The organism is Homoserinimonas sp. OAct 916, assembly GCF_003260275.1.
Lineage (GTDB): Bacteria > Actinomycetota > Actinomycetes > Actinomycetales > Microbacteriaceae > OACT-916.
This window is the reverse complement of sequence record NZ_QJHB01000001.1, coordinates 116,618-134,053: the sequence shown is the minus strand read 5'-3', so window position 1 is coordinate 134,053 and position 17,436 is coordinate 116,618. Positions and strand designations below refer to the sequence as shown.

General features: G+C 66.6%; 16 protein-coding genes and 1 pseudogene. 12 read left to right on the top strand and 5 right to left on the bottom strand.

From position 1 onward, the window contains the following. The first annotated feature begins 325 nt into the window (after positions 1-325). The 10 genes and pseudogenes from DL891_RS00595 to DL891_RS00545 all read left to right on the top strand — a co-directional run bounded on the left by DL891_RS00595 (position 326) and on the right by DL891_RS00545 (position 10,207). Positions 326-1,567: pseudogene (locus DL891_RS00595) on the top strand (multidrug effflux MFS transporter). Positions 1,568-1,614: 47 nt separating this feature from the next. Then, positions 1,615-2,391, top strand: a complete 777-nt coding sequence (locus DL891_RS00590) for an SDR family NAD(P)-dependent oxidoreductase (RefSeq protein WP_232818930.1) — start codon at positions 1,615-1,617, stop codon at positions 2,389-2,391. A 122-nt stretch (positions 2,392-2,513) separates the two neighbouring features. Continuing rightward, a complete protein-coding gene (locus tag DL891_RS00585) occupies positions 2,514-3,122 on the top strand; it encodes a hypothetical protein (protein WP_111718448.1) in 609 nt (202 codons plus the stop codon). Next, the gene (locus DL891_RS00580; protein WP_157962337.1) at positions 3,119-5,272 is read left to right on the top strand and encodes a sensor histidine kinase; all 2,154 of its coding nucleotides are present in this window, start codon (positions 3,119-3,121) and stop codon (positions 5,270-5,272) included. Before DL891_RS00585 ends, DL891_RS00580 begins: the two co-directional genes overlap by 4 nt. After that, on the top strand, positions 5,265-5,939 hold the full coding sequence (locus DL891_RS00575) for a response regulator transcription factor (RefSeq protein WP_198668712.1): 675 nt from the start codon (positions 5,265-5,267) through the stop codon (positions 5,937-5,939). Before DL891_RS00580 ends, DL891_RS00575 begins: the two co-directional genes overlap by 8 nt. Before the next feature lie 80 nt (positions 5,940-6,019). Then, complete coding sequence (locus tag DL891_RS00570; RefSeq protein WP_111718787.1) at positions 6,020-6,664, top strand: DUF899 family protein; 645 nt, start codon at positions 6,020-6,022, stop codon at positions 6,662-6,664. 128 nt (positions 6,665-6,792) lie between these two features. Next, positions 6,793-7,347, top strand: coding sequence for a phosphoribosyltransferase (locus DL891_RS00565; protein WP_111718442.1), 555 nt, complete (start codon positions 6,793-6,795; stop codon positions 7,345-7,347). A gap of 65 nt (positions 7,348-7,412) precedes the next feature. Further along, entirely contained in the window at positions 7,413-8,078 is a 666-nt protein-coding gene (locus DL891_RS00560) for a uracil-DNA glycosylase (protein ID WP_198668730.1), read from the top strand. A 153-nt stretch (positions 8,079-8,231) separates the two neighbouring features. Further along, the gene (locus tag DL891_RS00550; protein WP_111718439.1) at positions 8,232-9,656 is read left to right on the top strand and encodes an amidase; all 1,425 of its coding nucleotides are present in this window, start codon (positions 8,232-8,234) and stop codon (positions 9,654-9,656) included. A 59-nt stretch (positions 9,657-9,715) separates the two neighbouring features. Next, positions 9,716-10,207 carry an SIP domain-containing protein gene (locus tag DL891_RS00545; protein WP_111718437.1) on the top strand — a complete coding sequence of 164 codons (492 nt, stop codon included), beginning with the start codon at positions 9,716-9,718 and terminating at the stop codon, positions 10,205-10,207. 186 nt (positions 10,208-10,393) lie between these two features. On the opposite strand, the gene DL891_RS00540 is transcribed toward DL891_RS00545, so the two are convergent. The 3 genes from DL891_RS00540 to DL891_RS00530 form a co-directional block, all read right to left on the bottom strand. Further along, entirely contained in the window at positions 10,394-10,774 is a 381-nt protein-coding gene (locus DL891_RS00540; RefSeq protein WP_111718786.1) for a Fe-S oxidoreductase, read from the bottom strand. Position 10,775: 1 nt separating this feature from the next. Next, positions 10,776-12,239, bottom strand: coding sequence for an NAD(P)/FAD-dependent oxidoreductase (locus tag DL891_RS00535; RefSeq protein ID WP_111718435.1), 1,464 nt, complete (start codon positions 12,237-12,239; stop codon positions 10,776-10,778). A gap of 169 nt (positions 12,240-12,408) precedes the next feature. Next, positions 12,409-13,245, bottom strand: coding sequence for an arginase family protein (locus DL891_RS00530; RefSeq protein WP_232818929.1), 837 nt, complete (start codon positions 13,243-13,245; stop codon positions 12,409-12,411). A 124-nt stretch (positions 13,246-13,369) separates the two neighbouring features. Between DL891_RS00530 and DL891_RS00525 the strand changes: the two genes are divergently transcribed. After that, positions 13,370-14,008: a bifunctional 2-polyprenyl-6-hydroxyphenol methylase/3-demethylubiquinol 3-O-methyltransferase UbiG gene (locus DL891_RS00525; RefSeq protein ID WP_111718433.1), complete on the top strand. Its 639-nt coding sequence runs from the start codon at positions 13,370-13,372 to the stop codon at positions 14,006-14,008. A gap of 4 nt (positions 14,009-14,012) precedes the next feature. On the opposite strand, the gene DL891_RS00520 is transcribed toward DL891_RS00525, so the two are convergent. Together DL891_RS00520 and tdh are read right to left on the bottom strand one after the other, a co-directional pair. Beyond that, positions 14,013-15,188: a glycine C-acetyltransferase gene (locus DL891_RS00520; RefSeq protein ID WP_111718431.1), complete on the bottom strand. Its 1,176-nt coding sequence runs from the start codon at positions 15,186-15,188 to the stop codon at positions 14,013-14,015. Between the two features lie 65 nt (positions 15,189-15,253). Beyond that, complete coding sequence (gene tdh, locus DL891_RS00515; RefSeq protein ID WP_111718429.1) at positions 15,254-16,279, bottom strand: L-threonine 3-dehydrogenase; 1,026 nt, start codon at positions 16,277-16,279, stop codon at positions 15,254-15,256. Between the two features lie 237 nt (positions 16,280-16,516). Here tdh and DL891_RS00510 point away from each other — a divergent pair, with 237 nt between their 5' ends. Further along, entirely contained in the window at positions 16,517-17,398 is an 882-nt protein-coding gene (locus DL891_RS00510) for a metal-dependent hydrolase (protein WP_111718428.1), read from the top strand. Positions 17,399-17,436: the final 38 nt, after the last annotated feature.

The window sequence follows — 17,436 nt, the reverse complement described above, 5'->3', positions numbered from 1 at the left end:
CTCGCCACACTGAGCCTAGGTTCGCTGCCCGCGTCGACCAAACCCAGCTGAAACATGGCGTAACACTTCGCTCTGATTCGCTGATCGGGCCGGTAGCCAGGGCCCCGGGAGTCGCGTGAGAGACCGCTCTCTGTCTGGAATACTGGTCGAGTGCCCCGAGCACGGGTCAACCGAAGACGAAAGGCACTCCGCAGATGCAACTCGAGAATGCTCGTGCCGCGGCTCCTACGGTTTACGCTGATTCGGTCGATCGGGGCGCCACGCGTTGCAGCCCCCGCGACTTCCTCATGCGGCTCTACCGGATGTTCGAAAGCTCTCGAGGCGAGTGAGTGCACGCAGGCTGACGCCGGGCCTACTGGCAGCTCTCGGTTTCATCGCGTCGGTCGGCCCGCTGTCAGTTGACCTGTACCTGCCCGCATTCACAGATATTGCGGCTGATCTGGATGCCCCGGCGACGAGCATCCAATTGACTCTGACCACGTTCCTGATCGGGATCGCCGTGGGGCAGCTCATTCTCGGGCCCCTCTCGGATCGTCTCGGGCGCAGGCGTGTGCTCGTGCCCTCCCTGGTGGTCTTCGCGCTGAGTAGCGCCGGGATGGTGTTTGTTCCGACGGTGGAACTGCTTGTCGGGCTGCGGTTCGTGCAGGGGCTGTCCGGCGCTGCCGGGATCGTTCTCGCCCGCGCGATCGCCGTCGATCTCAGCGAGGGCCGCACCGCGGTGCGCGCTTTGAGCCTCATTGCGATGGTCGTGGGGTTGGGGCCCATCGTCGCTCCCATCGTCGGCGGCGTCGCCAGCGCGACCTAGGGCTGGCGCGGAGCCCTCGCCGTGGCCGCGGTACTGGCTGTGGTCATGTTCGTGCTCGCTGTCCTGATCGTGCCCGAGTCTCTGCCACCTGATCAGCGGCACGGCGCCGGGGTGCGCGTTGCCCTGGGAGGTTTCACCGGACTGCTCACCGATCGAGGGTTCCTGGGTTACCTGGTCACCTTCTCCCTGGCGTTCGGTGCGGTGATGGCCTATATCTCGGCATCGCCGTTCGTCGCACAGGCGATGCTGGGAATGGACACCGTCGGATACTCTCTCGCCTTCGCGTCTGCCGCGGCAGCACTCATCCTTGCGAACATTGTCAATGCGCGATTCGCGCCGAAGGTGGGGCCGGAACGGCTGCTGGCGGTCGGACAGTTTGCCGCCCTGATGGCCGGGCTGGCACTGCTCACGATGGCCGTCACGGGCACTCTCACCATCGCGTTGTTCTTTCTCGCGTCATTCGTGCTCGTCGCGGGAACGGGCTTCACCATGTCGAACGCCAGCGCCCTGGCGTTGGCCCAGGCGCCCCGGGCGCTGGGGACCGGCGCGGCGCTGATCGGTGCGGCGCAGTTCGCCGTCGGCGCCGCCGTCGCGCCATTGGTAGGGCTGTGGGGGGGAGGCAACCGCCCTGCCGATGGCAGTGATCCTCGTGGCCTGTGTGGTCTTCGGCGGCGTCGGCGCACGGGTGGCGCGGCCCCCCAGAACCTGATCAACGGGCAGGCGTCAGGTCGGCCGGAAGTGTATGCTCCGCCGGACAAGTAACGTTGATGGATCAGGCACGCTTTTCAGCGGCCGGAACGGAGACAATCATGGTGCAGCAGACGGTGGTGGTCACAGGTGCCTCCAGTGGTATCGGCTACGCGACGGCGAAACTGTTCCGGGAGCACGGCTGGCGGGTGATCGGGGTCGCCCGGCGTGCCGGCCGGCTCACCGAACTCGCCTCCGAAACCGGCGCCGAGACCTTCGTCGCCGACCTGACCCGGCCAGCCGATGTGACGGCACTGCGCGACTTTCTCGCCGCGAACGGGCCGATCCACGCGCTGGTCAATAATGCCGGCGGGGCGAAGGGCGCTGACTCGGTGGAGAACTCGACGCCGGAGGACTGGCGGTGGATGTTCGAGATCAACGTCATCGCCGTTCAGCAGGTGATTCGGGCATTGCTGCCGCTTTTGCGCAGCGGGGTCGTGCCAGGAGCGAGCGCGTCGATACTCAACATCACCTCGATCGCCGGGCATGTCGTCTATGAGGGTGGTGCCGGCTACAACGCGGCCAAATTCGCGGCCGCCGCGATGACCCAGGTTCTGCGGCTTGAGCTGGCCGGGGAGCCGATCCGGGTGTTGGAGGTGGCGCCGGGAATGGTGAAGACCGAGGAGTTCTCGCTGGTGCGGTTCGGCGGTGACCAGGCGAAAGCGGAATCTGTCTACGACAACGTGCCCGAGCCTTTGTCGGCAGCTGACGTGGCCGAAGTCATCGTTCACGCCATTGAGTTGCCCGCGCACGTGAACCTTGACCTGATCACGATCAAGCCGGTTGCTCAGGCCGCGCCGCACAAGGTGATTCGAGGCGCGCTGACCCCCCGAGGGTGACCGCTGAGTCTGCGGGGCTGCGGTCGGGAATTCGGGACGTGATCCCACAATTTTGGGAACCCGGTCGACGCAGACTGGGCGCATCCGGCCGATCAGCTGCCGAGATGAACCCAGGGAGAATCATGCCGAACACCCACACACCCATACGTTCACGCGGCGGCGCAGACATTTCAGCCGCTCCGGAGACGACCGGCGGCAGGTTGCTGCCCCGCAGCGCCGCGGTCGTGGCGGCTGTATTCCTTTTGGGGAATGCAGCCTTGTGGATGGTCGCCACGGAAAACATGGGCGATCATGCGACAGTTGCCGGACGTGCCTCGGAGGCGCTGGTCGGTGCGTCCTTCGTCTTCGGAGCCGTGGCACTGCTGTTCATCGCCCGCCGTGCAGGCAGTGCCCTGGGGCTCTGGCGGGTCGCGTGGTGGCTGGCCGTCGTCGCCATGATCGCGGCCGGGGTGACGATGATCGCCGTCTTCGTCAGCGCCACCGAACCGCCGTTTGAGCTGTTCCTCGCCGAGGCGGGCCTCGCGGCTGCCAGCCTGATCGCGGTCGGCATCAGCGGCTGGCGCGCCCAGGCGTTCCCCCTCTGGGTCGGGATCGGCGTCGCGTTGCTGCTGCCGATGATGTTTCTGTTGCCGTTGAACTCCCTCTGGATGGCGGCGGTGTGGGTGGCGGTGGCGATCACCGCAACGACCGGAGATTTCGGCGGCAGAGGTTTTGCTAAGCTCCAGCCATGAGCGCCCCCACACCTGCGACGGGGCAGGTGGCCGACCGCAGCGAGTCGCCGTCGGCGCGCGTGTGGGCGGTCGCCGTCTGGCTGTTCATCGGCGTGGCCGCGGTGACGTTCCTGGCCTCGTTGCCGGCGGCGTGGGATGCGCGCCGGCAGGCGGCCCAGGCGCTTTCCGCGTCGATGCCCGGCGACCTCTATGTCGCGGTCGGGCTCGTGCTCGCCACGATCTTCGCCGGCACCTGCCTGGTCGCGGCGACCATGCTGTGCCGTTTGCCGGGGCTCGGGCGCGCGGCCGCCTTCGTGCTCGCCGGTCTGGCCGTCGGCTTTCCGCAGACGGTACCGCACCTGGCTGCGCATTGGTCGCCCGCGGCGCCGGCGGCGGTCGTGCTGGAATCAGCCGGAGTTCTCGCCCTCATCCTTTTTCTTTTGGTCTTCCCCCGCGGCCGGTTCACCGCGGGGTGGACTCCGGGGCTCCTTTTGCCGGCGGCGGTGGTCACGATTTCCCCCTTCATTCAGCAACTGGGGCAGTCCGAGGTGGTGCCCGGTTGGCTGGTCGCCGCCAGCTGGCTCTCACTCCTGGCCGGGCTCCCGGCGGCCGTCTTCGTCAACATCCGCTCTGCGGACGATCGAACACGCGCACGCCGGCTCGGCCTGGTGCTGGTGCTCGCCGTGGTGGTGTCGATCGCCGCGCTGCTTGCGGCTGGCTGGGTGCAGGCCGCTGCATGGGGGCGACCGGGCTCCGCCGCCGACCTCGTCACACAGTTTCTCGTTGTCGCGGCGTTTCAGTTCCTCGCCGTCAGTATTACGTCGGCCGTGGTGAGCTCCACCTGGTTGGACGCCCGCGGCGTGTTCGGCACCGTCTTCACATCCGGATACCTGGCGTTGGTCGCCGTAGCCGTTCTCGTCGCCGTCTCGCAACTGGCGGACGGGTTCGGCGGCGCGCTCGGCACGGGGGTCGGCGTGTTGGTTCCGGTGGTCACCGTTGCGGTGATCGCCACCGTCGTGCATCCCGTCTTTCTCGTGCTGCGGCCGCCGGTCGTGCGCCTGGTTTATGGCCGAGACGCGGCGCCGGCCGAGTTCGTTGCCCGTTTGCTGCAACGGATGCGTTCCAGCGGTACGCCGCACGCCCAGCTCGAACACGCCCTGCGCGAGGTTCGCTCCGCGCTGGGAAACGATGTGCTCCGTGTCGATGCGCTGGGCGCAGGTGGGCTCGGCACCGATACACTGAGCGCCGATACATTGAGCGCCGATACACTGAGCGCCGATCTGTTGGGGGTCACCGATGACGGGGCGTGGGTGACGTCGGCCGTCGACCGCGACACCTCCCCGCTGGCGCCGGTGGTCGATGCGCTGCAGGTTTTGCAGACTCTCCGGCTCGCCGAACAGCGAGAGGTGCGCGGGCGCGCGGCCACGGCCCAGGCGGTTGAAGACGAGCGGGTACGCCTGCGCAATGAATTGCACGATGGTCTGGGCCCGACCGTGGGCGCCGCGATCCTCAAATTGCAGGCTTCCGCGAACCTGGCGGCGAGGCGACCGGGCGAGGCGCGCAGCCTGGTGGATGAAGCGCAGGCCGACCTGCGCGGGTTGGTCGACCAGATCCGAACGATCGTGCGCGGGCTCCGGCCTCCGCTGCTCGACGAGCTCGGGATTTGCGGAGCCCTGCAACACCTGGTGAGGAGGCAGGAGTCTTCGGGGCCGACGGTCGACCTGCAGACAGAGGGCGTGGACGAAACGCTGCCGGCCGCAGTGGAGACCGCGGTGTTCCGCATCGTGGCGGAGGCACTCGAGAACGTTCGCCGGCACGCGGAGGCGTCGACAGCGGTGGTGCAGTTGGCGGTGGTGCAGCTGGGGCCGGTAGGCGGCGCGGGGCTCGGCCAGCGAGAGGTGGTACTCACCATCCGTGACGACGGCAGCGGCTTCGGCCCGGGCGTCGCGCAGCCGTGCGAAGGTGTGGGGCTGTCCTCGATGCGGCAGCGGGCCGAAGCCCTGGGCGGAACGTTCAGTGTCTCCGGTTCCGAGGATGGGGCGATCATCCGGGTACAGCTGCCGGTGGAGGGGCCCCTGCGCCCGGCAGGCCGCGCGCTCGCCGTCGGCAGTGATATTGATATTTCCCCCGGTGGCGCCGATGAAGCCGCCCTGGCGGTTGACCGTGGCTGACGAATCGATTGCGGTTTCGGCCCCCGAGGCGCCCCCGATCCGGATCGTCATCGTCGACGATCACACCCTGTTTCGAGGCGGGCTCAAAGCTTTGATCTCCTCGGTGGCCGGCATGGAGGTGGTCGGCGAGGCCGCCGACGCCGAGGCCGCGGTTCGGGTGGCTGTGGAGGCCCGGCCAGACGTGATGCTTCTCGACATCCAACTGCCCGGGACAAGCGGCATCGATGCGATTGGCTCGATTCGCCGATCCGCACCCGAGCTGGCGATCGTCATGCTGACCATGGTGGAGCCGGGAGAGCAACTGAACCAGGCGTTGCGACTCGGTGCGCTCGGCTATGTGCTCAAGGGGGCCGAGCAGTCCGAGCTGATCGACGCGATTCGGGCGGCGGCGAAGGGTCATCTTCTGTTGAGTTCCGCGGTGGCCGGCCGGCTGACGGAGGCCACGGCGACCGGCCGGTGGCAGCCCCCGTTGCCGCTGCTGAGCGACCGAGAGCGGGAGGTGGTCGATCTGGTCGCTGCGGGTCATACGGCGGAGCAGATCGCCCGCACCCTGCATCTCAGCGTCAAATCGGTTCGGAACTACCTTGCGTCGATCCCGCGAAAACTCGGTGCGTCTTCGCGCGAGGAGTTGATCGACTGGGCTCGTTCGGCAGGGCTCGGCCGATGACCCGAAGAACTTCTGGCGGAATTTCCCACGAGGCTGCACAGGGTCTATTCGTCGCCCGCAACGCGGCGTACAGTGTTGGCATGAATCAGGCACGGGAAGCCACTCCGGCGTTGCCGCCGGTGGTGAGCGCGGCCGCGTGGCAGCGTTCGCGTGATGAACTGATGGTGCTGGAGAAGGCCGCAACGCGGTCGCTGGACGCGCTTGCGGCGCGCCGCCGAAGACTGCCGATGGCCCGCTTCAGTGACTACACCTTCACGACCGCCACCGGCACCACCACATTGCGAGCCCTGTTCGGCGATAACCGCCAGCTGGCCGTCTACCAATTCATGGACGTGGGAGCTGACGGGTTCTGTCCGGGCTGCACCCATTTCACGCGCAATGTCACCGATCTTGCAACCCTTGCCGAGGCGGGGCTCAGTTGGGCCACGGTCTCGGAGATGCCGATCGGTCAGATCGAACGGCTGATGGAGAGGGAGGGATGGACGCTCCCGTTCGTGTCCTCACGAGGCACTACGTTCTACCGGGACTGTGGCGGCGACGGCGGGTTCATGCTCTCGGTGTTCCTGCGTGACGGCGACGACATCTACCGCACCTATTCGACCGTGTCCCGAGGGGTTGATCGGTTGCTGTTCGTCAACAACATGCTCGACCTGGCGCCCTATGGCCGCCAGGAGGACTGGGAGGACTCCCCGGCCGGCTGGCCCCAACAGCCGACATACGGCTGAGGCCGGGCCGGCAGAGATCGCCGAGCTCGGCCGAACGTGAGCAGCAGGCAGACGTACCGCGGAAGGCTGGCGCATCCTGAGCAACGGATGGTGCAACAGGGGTGTCTCTCGGCGACTAGCGTGAGCATATGAAGCGCGACACGCAGTCACTGCCAGAGATACCCGAACCCGACGAGCTTGAAGTGGCGCAGACGGCGGCGGGGAGCGGCAAGGAGGTTCTCGGCTGGCGCCGGTTCGGCCAGGCCACCCGCGAACTGGCTTCGAGCGTAGCTGACAGCGGGTTCGAACCTGACTTCGTGATCGCCATCGCACGCGGAGGAATGTTGCTGGCAGGCGCGCTCGCCTACGCCCTGGGCGTGAAGGGCTGCGGAGCGCTCAACGTCGAGTTCTACACCGACGGGCCCGCAACGCTGCCAGACCCCGTGGTGTTGCCCCCAATCCTCGACAACGACGCGGTGGCTGGGGCACGTGTACTGCTGGTCGATGACGTGTCGGATTCGGGGCGCACGCTCGCCCACGTGGTGGAACTCCTGGAGACCGTCGGAGCCGAGGTGCGCACGGCCTGCCTCTACGTCAAGCCGCGCACGATCTGCGAACCGCACTACGTCTGGCGGGCCACCGACCGGTGGATCATGTTCCCGTGGTCGACGTTGCCCCCGGTGACCAAACGAACACCCGCATGAGCGATGCAGCTCGCCCAGTGACCGGCGACCGTCCGGATTCCGGCAGCAGCGCGGCGGGGCAGATCATGTGGCCACCCATTGATCCAGGTTGGGCGAGAGCGCTGGCGCCGGTGGCAGATGAACTGGCGCTTGTCACCACGTTTCTTGACCAGGAGCAGCAGGCCGGCCGAGAATTCTTGCCGAGTCCAGAAAACGTGCTGCGGGCGTTTCGCTATCCGTTCGAGGCGGTACGGGTGCTGATTGTCGCCCAGGACCCGTATCCGACGCCGGGCCACTCGATCGGGTTGGCATTCGCTGTTGACCCGGAGGTTCGGCCGCTGCCGCGCAGCCTGATCAACATCTACCGTGAACTGTTCGACGACGTCGGTGTCACTCCGCCCGCCCACGGCGATTTGAGCGTGTGGGCCGAACGCGGGGTCATGTTGCTGAACCGGGTGCTGACTGTGCGGCCCCAGCTCAGCGCGTCGCATCGGAGGCGAGGCTGGGAGGCGGTGACGGAGCAGGCGATCCGGGCGCTGGTGAACCGTGGCAGTCCGCTTGTGGCAATCCTGTGGGGCAGGGACGCCCAGCAATTGGCGCCGCTGATGGGCGAGATCCCGACCATCCAGAGCGCGCATCCGAGCCCGTTGTCGGCCAGGCGCGGATTCTTCGGATCCCAGCCGTTCAGCCGGGCCAACGACGCCCTGCGCGAGCTCGGTGCCGAACCGATCGACTGGTCGCTCCCTGGTTGACTCCTGCCTGATTGACTGCCTGGTTGACTGCCTGGTTGACTGCCTGGTTGACTGCCTGGTTGACTGCCTGTTTGACTCCTGCCTGTTTGAGTGCTGCCGCCCTGAAAGACGCACGGCTGAGCCCGCCATGGGGGCGCCCCGTAGGCTGGGCAGATGGCTGAGCTACACGATCTGACCGCGTTCGAACAACGGAACGCCCTGCAAACCGGTGACATCGGGCCGGTCGAGTTGACCCGTCACTATCTTGAACGCATCGACCGGCTGAATGAGCCGTTGGGCGCCTTTGTGACCGTGACAGCGGATGCCGCCCTCGATGCCGCCCGCGCCCTTGAGCAGTCCGGGCCGAAGCCGGTCACGCTGTGGGGGTTGCCGTTCGCTGACAAGGATCTCACCCAGCGCAAAGGAGTGCCCTGCGGGTTCGGCTCCCGACTGACCGCCGGGTTCATCCCTGAGACCTCGGACGAGATCGCCACGGTGCTCGACGATGCCGGCGCGATCAGCCTGGGCAAGACGAATACCCCGGAGTTCGGCCTACCCTCCTACACCGAGTCGTTGGTGGCTCCGCCCGCGGTCACGCCCTATGACATGAGCCTCGGTGCCGGCGGATCCAGCGGAGGAGCAGCGGTGGCTGTCGCCGCCGGGTTATTACCGTTCGCGCCAGGCTCCGACGGTGGCGGGTCGGTGCGCATCCCGGCCGCAGCCTGCGGCTTGGTCGGCCTCAAACCGTCCCGCGGGCTCATCCCGGCCGGCAGTGGCATCGGCAGTCTCGGCGGCCTTGCCGTGGCCGGGCCACTGGCGCGCACGGTCGCCGACACCGCGCTGCTGGCCGATGGCATGATCGGCCGCTCGGATGGCCGTGTCGACCACCACTTCACCCTGCGCGCGCCCGAGTTGAGCGGCAGCCTTCTGCAGGCGGCGCTCGCCGCCGAAGGCACCTTTCGGCTCGGTGTCATGACCACAACGCCCTGGGACGACGCCTACGAGATCACCATCGCACCAGAGGCCCAGGATGCCCTGGCCCAAGCGGTGCGTGAGTTCGCCGCCCTTGGCCACGAGATCGACCAACTGGCGTTGCCACCCACCCCTGGCTACGCTCCGGCGTTCCGCACCATCTGGCAGGCGGGTGCCGCGAGCATCCCGGCCGAGCGCGAGGCGTTGCACCTCCTGGAACCATTGACACAATGGTTGGTCGCCGTGGGCCGGGCCCTCAGCGCCCGGCAGCTCGCAGAGGCGCTCGCCGCGCTCAGTGCGTTCGAAGCCCAGATCATCCGTCTCTTCGCCGGCTTTGACGCGGTGCTCACCCCCGCCCTGGCAATGACTCCGCGTCCGGTCGGCTGGTATGACGCCGAGGACGCCGAGCGTAACTTCGCCCAACAGGTGCAGTACACGCCGTTCACCTCATTCGTGAACGTGGCCGGTCTGCCCGCGATCACGTTGCCGATCGCACAGACCGCCACCGGGCTGCCGATGGGGGTTCAATTGATCGGTCGGCCGGGTGGGGAGGAGACCCTGCTCGCGCTCGGGGCACAATTGGAGCGCGTGATCGACTGGCAGGCCAGACATCCCGTGCAGTGGTGACCCGGAGAATCTCCTTCGACCCTCGCCGAGTTAGGTAAGGCTGTCCTATACTTGAGGCGATGATCACGCAGCATACCGGCCACTCGGCCAGGACCAAACACACCACCGGAGCGCCCCACTTCCTCCTCACCAGCGATGAGACGACGTTCGCCGAACTCGAGTTGGCACTGGCGGCGTTGCCTCTCTGTGCGCGCGGCCGGGTCTTCGTGGAGGTCCCCACCCCGGACCACATCGGGCTCCTTGCGGTGCCGCCGCGGATGACCGTGACCTGGTTGGCCCGGTCCACGCGCTCTGGCGCACCCGGAACGGCCGAGGCCTGTCGCCCGGGGACGGCAGTGTCCCGTGCCGCCCGCGCCTGGGCCGCCGAGATGATCTGCGAAGCCGCCGAGACCGACAGTGATTCCACCGAGCTGGCTCGCACCCAGGTGTGGTTGGGCGGCGACTACCGCGGTGTGGCGGCCATCCACGAGTACCTGACCGAGACCCTGGGTCTGTCAGATGACATGATCACCACCCGTGAGGCCTACAGGCTTGGACGCCGCGCCGCCTGACTTGCCCAGCTCAGCCCAGCTCAGCCCAGCTCAGCTCAGCTCAGCTCAGCTCAGCCCAGCCCTTGCCCAATCCAACAGGGCCCTCCACCGCTGAGGGGTCAGGATCGGCACCTCAGCAGCACCTCAGCGGCCGCGCCAGACGCCGATCCTGACCCCTCGGTGCTGTGGGTCCAGCGCAGGGAGCGGTCAGCGTTGTGGGGTGCGCAGGTAGCCGCCCTTTTCCAGCCCGGCCTCGATCTCGAACCGGTTCTTCAGCGGGTTGCGTCCGGCGAGCAGGTACAGGAACGGAAACCAGGTGCCGTATTTCTGCCATTGCAGCCGGTGCACTGCCTCGTGTTCGAGCACGTCGGGGGAGACGTTGTGGTCGGTGAGGTAACTGGAGCCCACACAGGAGCCACCGCGCCCGAACGACCATTTCGGCATCCCGGTGAAGATGAACAGGCCGTTGACCCGCTCGACTCGGCCAGTGCTCCAGATGAAACCCCAGACCAGGCCGACTGCAGACGCATACAGGTAACCGGGCCGGGTGAGGGCCTCGTCAAGCAGGATCCGTTTCAGAATGCGCATGTCACCAGTCTGACGGCCGGCCATACGCTTCGAGCAATCGGAGCCAGACCTCACTGATGGTCGGATAGGACGGAACCGCGTGCCAGAGGCGCTCGATGGGTACCTCGGCGACCACGGCGATCGTGGCGGCGTGCAACAACTCTGCGACTTCGGGCCCCACAAACGTGGCGCCGAGCAGCACGCGACGACTCTCATCGACCACGATGCGGGCGGTTCCCCGATAGTTGTCTGCATGCAGTGCGGCCCCTGCCACGTGACCGATCTCGTAGTCGACGACGCGGATCTCGTAGCCCGCCTTCTTCGCCGCGGCCGCGGTCAGGCCCACTGATGCGACTTCTGGTTCGGTGAAGATCGCCTGCGGTACCGCCTGATGATCGGCGGTTGCGGCGTACTGAGACCACGGCTCGGCGGTCACAGACAACCCGGCGGCACGGGCCACGATCACGTCGCCGGCGGCCCTCGCCTGATATTTGCCCTGGTGGGTGAGCGGGGCACGATTGTTCACGTCGCCGATCGCGTAGAGCCAATCGCTCTCGCCGTCGAACTCTGAGCCGCCGGTGTGAGGGTCGCGGACGAGCATGGTGTCGTCAACGTGCAGCCAGTCGCCGGGGACGAGCCCCACTGAGTCGAGCCCTACGTCGTCTGTTCGTGGCTTGCGGCCGGTCGCGACGGCGATCTGTTCCGCGAAGATCTGTGCGCCGTTTTCAAGCACGGCGTGCACGGTTCCATCCGCCGCGCGGCTCAATTTCGAAATGTGCGTCTTCAGGCGAAGGTCCACGCCCATTCCGATCAGGGATTCGGCCACGAGCTCGCCGGCGAACGGTTCCTCGGAATCGAGCAACTGGCTGCGTGAGAGCACGGTGACGACACTGCCCAACTGGGCGAACACAGTGGCCATCTCACAGGCGACGACGCCGCCGCCGACGATGATGATGCTCTCCGGGATGTTCGTGACAGCGGTCAGGTCGCGGCTGGTCCAGGGCGCCATCGACGCGATCCCCGGGATGGGCGCGATGAGCGGGGTGCTACCGGTGCAGAGCGCCACGGCGTGCTTCGCGGTGAGCGTGAATTGGCCTTCGTCTTCAGTGGTGACGATCACTTTTCGCGCACCGTGGATGCTCCCGCGGCCGCGGATCAGGTCGATTCCGGCGGATTCCAGCCAGTCGACCTGCCCATGGTCCTTCCAGTGGCTTGTGAATGTGTCCCGCCGGTCCAGCAACGCGTTGACGTCCAGATCGCCCGTGATGGCTTCCCTGGCCCCGCCGACCGCCGTGGCTGCGCGCAGAGCCGCAGGGCTTCTCAGCAGTGCCTTGGACGGCATGCAGGCCCAATAGCTGCATTCTCCGCCGACCAGGTCGCGCTCGATGACGACGGTTCGAAGCCCACCCCGCGTTGCCCGGTCTGCCACATTCTCACCCACTGCACCCGCGCCGATCACAATCAGGTCGTAGTCTTCGGTCACCATTTCAGGTTCCTTCCGGTTCTGCTGAGCACTGTACTGCCAAGCCCTTTTCTGCGAAACACTGTTCTGCGAAACACTGTTCTGCCGAGCACCGTTCTACCGAACACTGTGGTTTAGAAAGCTGTGGTTTCGAGAGCTGTGGTTGCGGAAACCATGGTTGTGCGTACTTCGGTTACGAGGTGAGGGCTCCGATCACGCGCAGGATGGTCGGCAGGTCGTCTGCGGCCTGGTTGGGGCTGGCCGGGGCGAATTCGGTGATTCCTGCGCCGACCAGGGGAAAGCGCCCACGCACCGCGCGGATCAGTGCGGTCAGGTCGCTTGCGCTCACCCCGAACGGTTCCGGGTAGGTCACCCCGGCGATATCGCTCGGATCCAGCACATCAAGGTCGACGTGAAGGTAGACGGATGTCGCGCCCGTGTTCTCGATCGCGCGCACCAGAGATTGTGGGTCAGTCAACTGTGCCGGAGTCAAGACCGTGATACCGGCCGAAGCGATGAACTCGTCCTCGGCGTCATCCAGCGCCCGTACCCCGGCAAGCACCACCATTTCGGCGAGAAGTTCGTGGCCCGACTCCGGGATCAACCCGGGTGCCGCTTCACCCATCAACGCACGCAGAACCATCCCGTGGAACGTTCCTGACGGCGACGTCTGTGGCGTGTTCAGATCGGCATGGGCGTCCAGCCAGACGAGCGCCATCGACCCCAGGTGCCGGGCATGGGCCGCTTCCACGGCCGCCAATTCAACCCCGCAGTCGCCCCCGATGGTGATCGCCGGTTCTGGCGTCTCGGCCAGCACCCGCGCCTGCGCCCGCCGCACCGACTGCAACGACGTGAACCGGGCGATTCCGGTCTCGACCATATCGCCCGCACCTGTGGGAATTTCGACCACGCGGGTGGCGGACTGGGGCAGGTCGCCCAAGATGGCGTTGGCCCCATCGACCAGGCGCATGGCGCGTGACGAACTCGACCCCTGCCATTCGGGAACGATGATGAATTGCGACTTGGACACGACCCCAGTCTCGCATGAACTCTCCGGAACGGTGTGGGTGTGCACGACCGGTTTTCGCCCCCGGCAGCCGGGTTCGAGGTGGTGGATGCTGGCCAGCGGCGCGGGAGAAGACTAGTTTGGGGTTATGGCAGCCGACTCGAACAATGCGATCCGACCGACGTGGCGTGATGACCCGGCACTGACAGGTGACTACGGGCACCCGTACCACGCGCGCCTGGATCCGAACAAGGCGATTGTCGAACTTTTGGGCGGCCACACTGTGCCCGAGGGTGCGCGTGCGCTCGATGTCGGGGCCGGAAGTGGTCGCCACAGCATCTGGCTCGCACAGCATGGCTGGAAGGTCACGGCCGTGGACTCGTCGCCCAACCAGATCAACCGATGCCTGGAGCGCGCGGAGCTGGCCAAGCTCGAGATAGAGACCCAGGTTGCCGATGTGCGCAGTTGGACCCCGTCACTCGTATTGCACGGCGGCGGCTTCGACCTCATCCTGTGCGCGTTCGTCAATCTCACCGACGATTTCCGCCGGATCGCTGAATGGTTGAAGCCGGGCGGTGAATTGTTGATTGTGCTGCACGGCCCGGAGAGCAAGGTCGGCCCGTTCGATGCCAGGCCCAGGCCGTCGCTCACAGAACTCGTCGACAGCGTCAACCCCCCGCTGGAGTTGTTGCGCGCCGAACGCCGGGTTTTTCCCGAGCAGGACACCCAGCTGATTCTGCACGCGCATAGCGCCCTCACCCCGGGCGCGCCGCCCCTGATGGGGTAGTTTGCTACAGCGCCGCGCGCGCGTCGATGAAAGCCTGCGCTGCGGTGCGGATATCGTCTTCGCTGTGCGCCGCCGAGATCTGCACGCGGATGCGCGCCTTGCCGAGCGGAACCACCGGGTACGAGAACGCGATCACGTAGATTCCGCGCTCGAGCAGCAGTTCGGCCATCGCCTGGGCCTCATGCTCGTCGGCGAACATCACCGGGATGATCGGGTGGTCTCCGGGCAGAAGGGTGAAGCCGGCATCCGACATCAGCGAACGGAACAGTTGCGCGTTCGAGTGCAGAGTGTCTCTGAGGTCATCCGCCTGGGCGACGACGTCGAGTGCCGCGATCGAACCCGCGACCACAGCAGGAGCCACCGCGTTGGAGAACAGGTACGGCCGGGCGCGCTGGCGCAGCAGGTCGACGATCTCCTGGTGGGCGCTGATGTAGCCGCCGGATGCTCCGCCCAGCGCCTTGCCGAGGGTGCCGGAGAGGATGTCGATGCGGTCGGTCACCCCGAAGTGTTCTGGGGTGCCGGCCCCGGTGGCGCCGACGAAGCCGGTGGCGTGGGAGTCGTCGACCATGACCATGGCGTCATACCGCTCGGCCAGGTCGCAGATCTCTGGCAGTGGAGCCAGGTAGCCGTCCATCGAGAACACGCCGTCAGTGACGATCAGGCGGCGGCGGGCATCTGCGGATGCCTTCAACTGCTCCTCGAGGTCGGCCAGGTCGCGGTTCTTGTAGCGGTAGCGCTGGGCCTTGGACAGCCGCACCCCGTCGATGATGGAGGCGTGGTTCAATTCGTCGGAGATGACTGCATCCTGCGCGTCGAGCAGCACCTCGAAGATTGCCCCGTTGGCGTCGAAGCAGGACGGGAACAGGATGGTCGCCTCGGTGCCCAGCATCGCGGAGAGCTTGTCCTCGAGCTCGACGTGCTGGGTCTGCGTGCCGCAGATGAAGCGCACGCTGGCCATGCCGAAGCCCCACTCGTCGAGGGCCACCTTGGCAGCCTTGACCAGATCGGGATGGTTGGCCAGCCCGAGGTAGTTGTTGGCGCAGAAGTTCAGCACTCCGCTGCCGGCCACGCCCACGTGTGACGACTGGGCCGACTCGAGTTGGCGCTCTGTCTTGTAGAGCCCGGCCTCCCGGATCTCGGTCAGAGTCTCGGCCAACTGCTCTTTGATGTTTCCGTACATGAGTGGGGTCTCCTTGAAAGTGTGCTGTTGCAGCCTGTTGGGTGTGCGCCTTCGGCGGGGGAGCGTCAGCTCCAGTCGATGACGACTTTGCCCGAGTTGCCTGCCCGGGCCGTTGCGAAGGCCTGTTGCCATTCGGACACGGGGAAACGGTCGGTGATCACGGCAGACACGTCCAGGCCAGTGGACACCATCGCGGTCATCGCGTACCAGGTCTCGAACATCTCCCGGCCGTAGATGCCCTTGATGGTGATCATGTGGCTGACCACCTTCGCCCAGTTGATGTCGATCGATGTGGTGGGTAGTCCGAGCATGGCCACCCGGGCGCCGTGCGCAAGATTATCCAGGACTTCAGGCAGGGCGGTCGGATGCCCGCTCATCTCGAACGCCACGTCGAAGCCCTCCTGCATGCCCAGCTGCTTCTGCGCCTCGGCCACGCGGGTGCGACTGACATCCACGGCCACGTCCACGCCCATGCTGCGCGCCAACTCCAGCCTGTCGGGGTTGACGTCTGTGATCACGACGAAGCGGGCACCGATGTGTCTGGCAACTTTCGCGGCCATCAGGCCGATCGGGCCGGCGCCGGTGATCAACACGTCTTCGCCCACCAGGGGGAACGACAACGCGGTGTGCACGGCGTTACCGAGCGGGTCGAAGATGGCCGCCAGATCGGGATCGATGCCTTCCTGGTGCTGCCAGACGTTATCTTCGGGGATGACCACGAACTCGGCGAATGCACCGTCGCGGTTCACTCCGAGGCTCGACGTGTTCTTGCACATGTGACGGCGACCGGCGCGGCAGTTGCGGCAGTGCCCGCAGACCACGTGGCCCTCGCCCGAGACCAGTTCACCCACCGAAACGGTGGTCACGTCTTCCCCGATCTCGACCACTCGGCCCGAGAACTCGTGCCCGGGAATCAGCGGCGCGTTGACAGCACCTTCGGCCCAGGCATCCCAGGACTCGATGTGCAGGTCGGTGCCACAGATGCCCGTGCGCAGCACCTTGATCTTCACGTCGCCCGGTCCCGGTGACGGCTCGGGGCGCTCGACAAGCGTGAGTCCGGGTCCGGCTGTTTCCTTGAAGAGGGCTTTCATCTGGATTGTGCTCCACAGGTTGGGTTTGGGCGGCGGCGTTGCTAAGACAACTCTGCCATGTCTGACAAAGTGCTGCGGTCGATCGAGTTCCGGGCGAGAGGTTTGACACAATGGATGCGTCGTGCCATGCCGGCTCGACGCTGCCGCCTCGATGGTGCCGCCTCGACGGTGCCGCCTCGATGGTGCCGCCCCGGTGTCCCTCCCGAGGGCACCACCCGAACAACCAAGGAATCCTCCATGACTTTGCCCGGCGTTGACACCCTCGTCACCTATCCGACCGGCCAGATATCCGGCTTCGGCACGGTGCTGCACGTTGAACCGGTTGCCGACGGTCGTACCGCGGTGTTGCTCGACGCCACCTGCTGTCACCCGGTGGATGCCGGCTGGCCCGACCAGGGCCCGGATCGCGCGGTGCTGGTGGCCGGCGAGCGGGAGTACTCGGTGGTGGACTGCGTCGTCGGAGCCACCGACGGGCAGGCATTGCATCTCGGCGCGGACATCCCGGTTTCCAAGGGAAGCGAGGGCTGGGCGTTCGTGGTCGCGCACCTGGTCGAGGGCGGCACGAGCCTGGCCGAAGGCGACCGGGTCGAGCAGCGGGTGGATGCCGATCACCGCCTCGCGCTGTCTGCGGGCCACACCGGCTGCCACCTGGCGGCGCTCGCACTCAACCGGGCGATGGCTGATCGCTGGCGCAAGGAGGTGCGCCCAGACGGCGTGGGCAGCCCCGACTTCGACCAGGCGGCGAACGCATCCTCGGTCATCCGCGAGAACGGGTCGATCGACACCTATCGACTGGGCAAGTCGCTGCGCAAGAAGGGTTTCACCACTGACGGTTTGGCCGAGGCGCTCGCAGATGTCGGAGCCGCGGTGAACCAGACCCTGGGGGAATGGACCGCATCCGCGTCGACTGTTCGCATCGATCGTGACGGCGAGGGCCTCACCGACCGCCGGTATTGGGTGTGCGAACTCGCCGATGCCGTTGACGGCGAGGTGCGCATCCCCTGCGGAGGAACGCATCTGGGCTCTACCGCTGAACTCGTCGGGCTTTCGGCAACGCTTTCGCTGGCCGATGTGGACGGCACCCCCGTGCTGACCATGGAGACCACTCGCGCACTCTGACTCCGCGATCGCTGCAGGTATGCGCGGTGTGGGTGCGA

What these genes read in the sequence shown, in the direction of transcription:
- DL891_RS00590 (WP_232818930.1), top strand. Translation starts at nt 1,615, where the DNA reads ATGGTGCAGCAGACGGTGGTGGTCACAGGTGCCTCCAGTGGTATCGGC.
- DL891_RS00585 (WP_111718448.1), top strand. Translation starts at nt 2,514, where the DNA reads ATGCCGAACACCCACACACCCATACGTTCACGCGGCGGCGCAGACATT.
- DL891_RS00580 (WP_157962337.1), top strand. Translation starts at nt 3,119, where the DNA reads ATGAGCGCCCCCACACCTGCGACGGGGCAGGTGGCCGACCGCAGCGAG.
- DL891_RS00570 (WP_111718787.1), top strand. Translation starts at nt 6,020, where the DNA reads ATGAATCAGGCACGGGAAGCCACTCCGGCGTTGCCGCCGGTGGTGAGC.
- DL891_RS00565 (WP_111718442.1), top strand. Translation starts at nt 6,793, where the DNA reads ATGAAGCGCGACACGCAGTCACTGCCAGAGATACCCGAACCCGACGAG.
- DL891_RS00560 (WP_198668730.1), top strand. Translation starts at nt 7,413, where the DNA reads ATGTGGCCACCCATTGATCCAGGTTGGGCGAGAGCGCTGGCGCCGGTG.
- DL891_RS00550 (WP_111718439.1), top strand. Translation starts at nt 8,232, where the DNA reads ATGGCTGAGCTACACGATCTGACCGCGTTCGAACAACGGAACGCCCTG.
- DL891_RS00545 (WP_111718437.1), top strand. Translation starts at nt 9,716, where the DNA reads ATGATCACGCAGCATACCGGCCACTCGGCCAGGACCAAACACACCACC.
- DL891_RS00540 (WP_111718786.1), bottom strand. Translation starts at nt 10,774, where the DNA reads ATGCGCATTCTGAAACGGATCCTGCTTGACGAGGCCCTCACCCGGCCC.
- DL891_RS00535 (WP_111718435.1), bottom strand. Translation starts at nt 12,239, where the DNA reads ATGGTGACCGAAGACTACGACCTGATTGTGATCGGCGCGGGTGCAGTG.
- DL891_RS00525 (WP_111718433.1), top strand. Translation starts at nt 13,370, where the DNA reads ATGGCAGCCGACTCGAACAATGCGATCCGACCGACGTGGCGTGATGAC.
- DL891_RS00520 (WP_111718431.1), bottom strand. Translation starts at nt 15,188, where the DNA reads ATGTACGGAAACATCAAAGAGCAGTTGGCCGAGACTCTGACCGAGATC.
- tdh (WP_111718429.1), bottom strand. Translation starts at nt 16,279, where the DNA reads ATGAAAGCCCTCTTCAAGGAAACAGCCGGACCCGGACTCACGCTTGTC.
- DL891_RS00510 (WP_111718428.1), top strand. Translation starts at nt 16,517, where the DNA reads ATGACTTTGCCCGGCGTTGACACCCTCGTCACCTATCCGACCGGCCAG.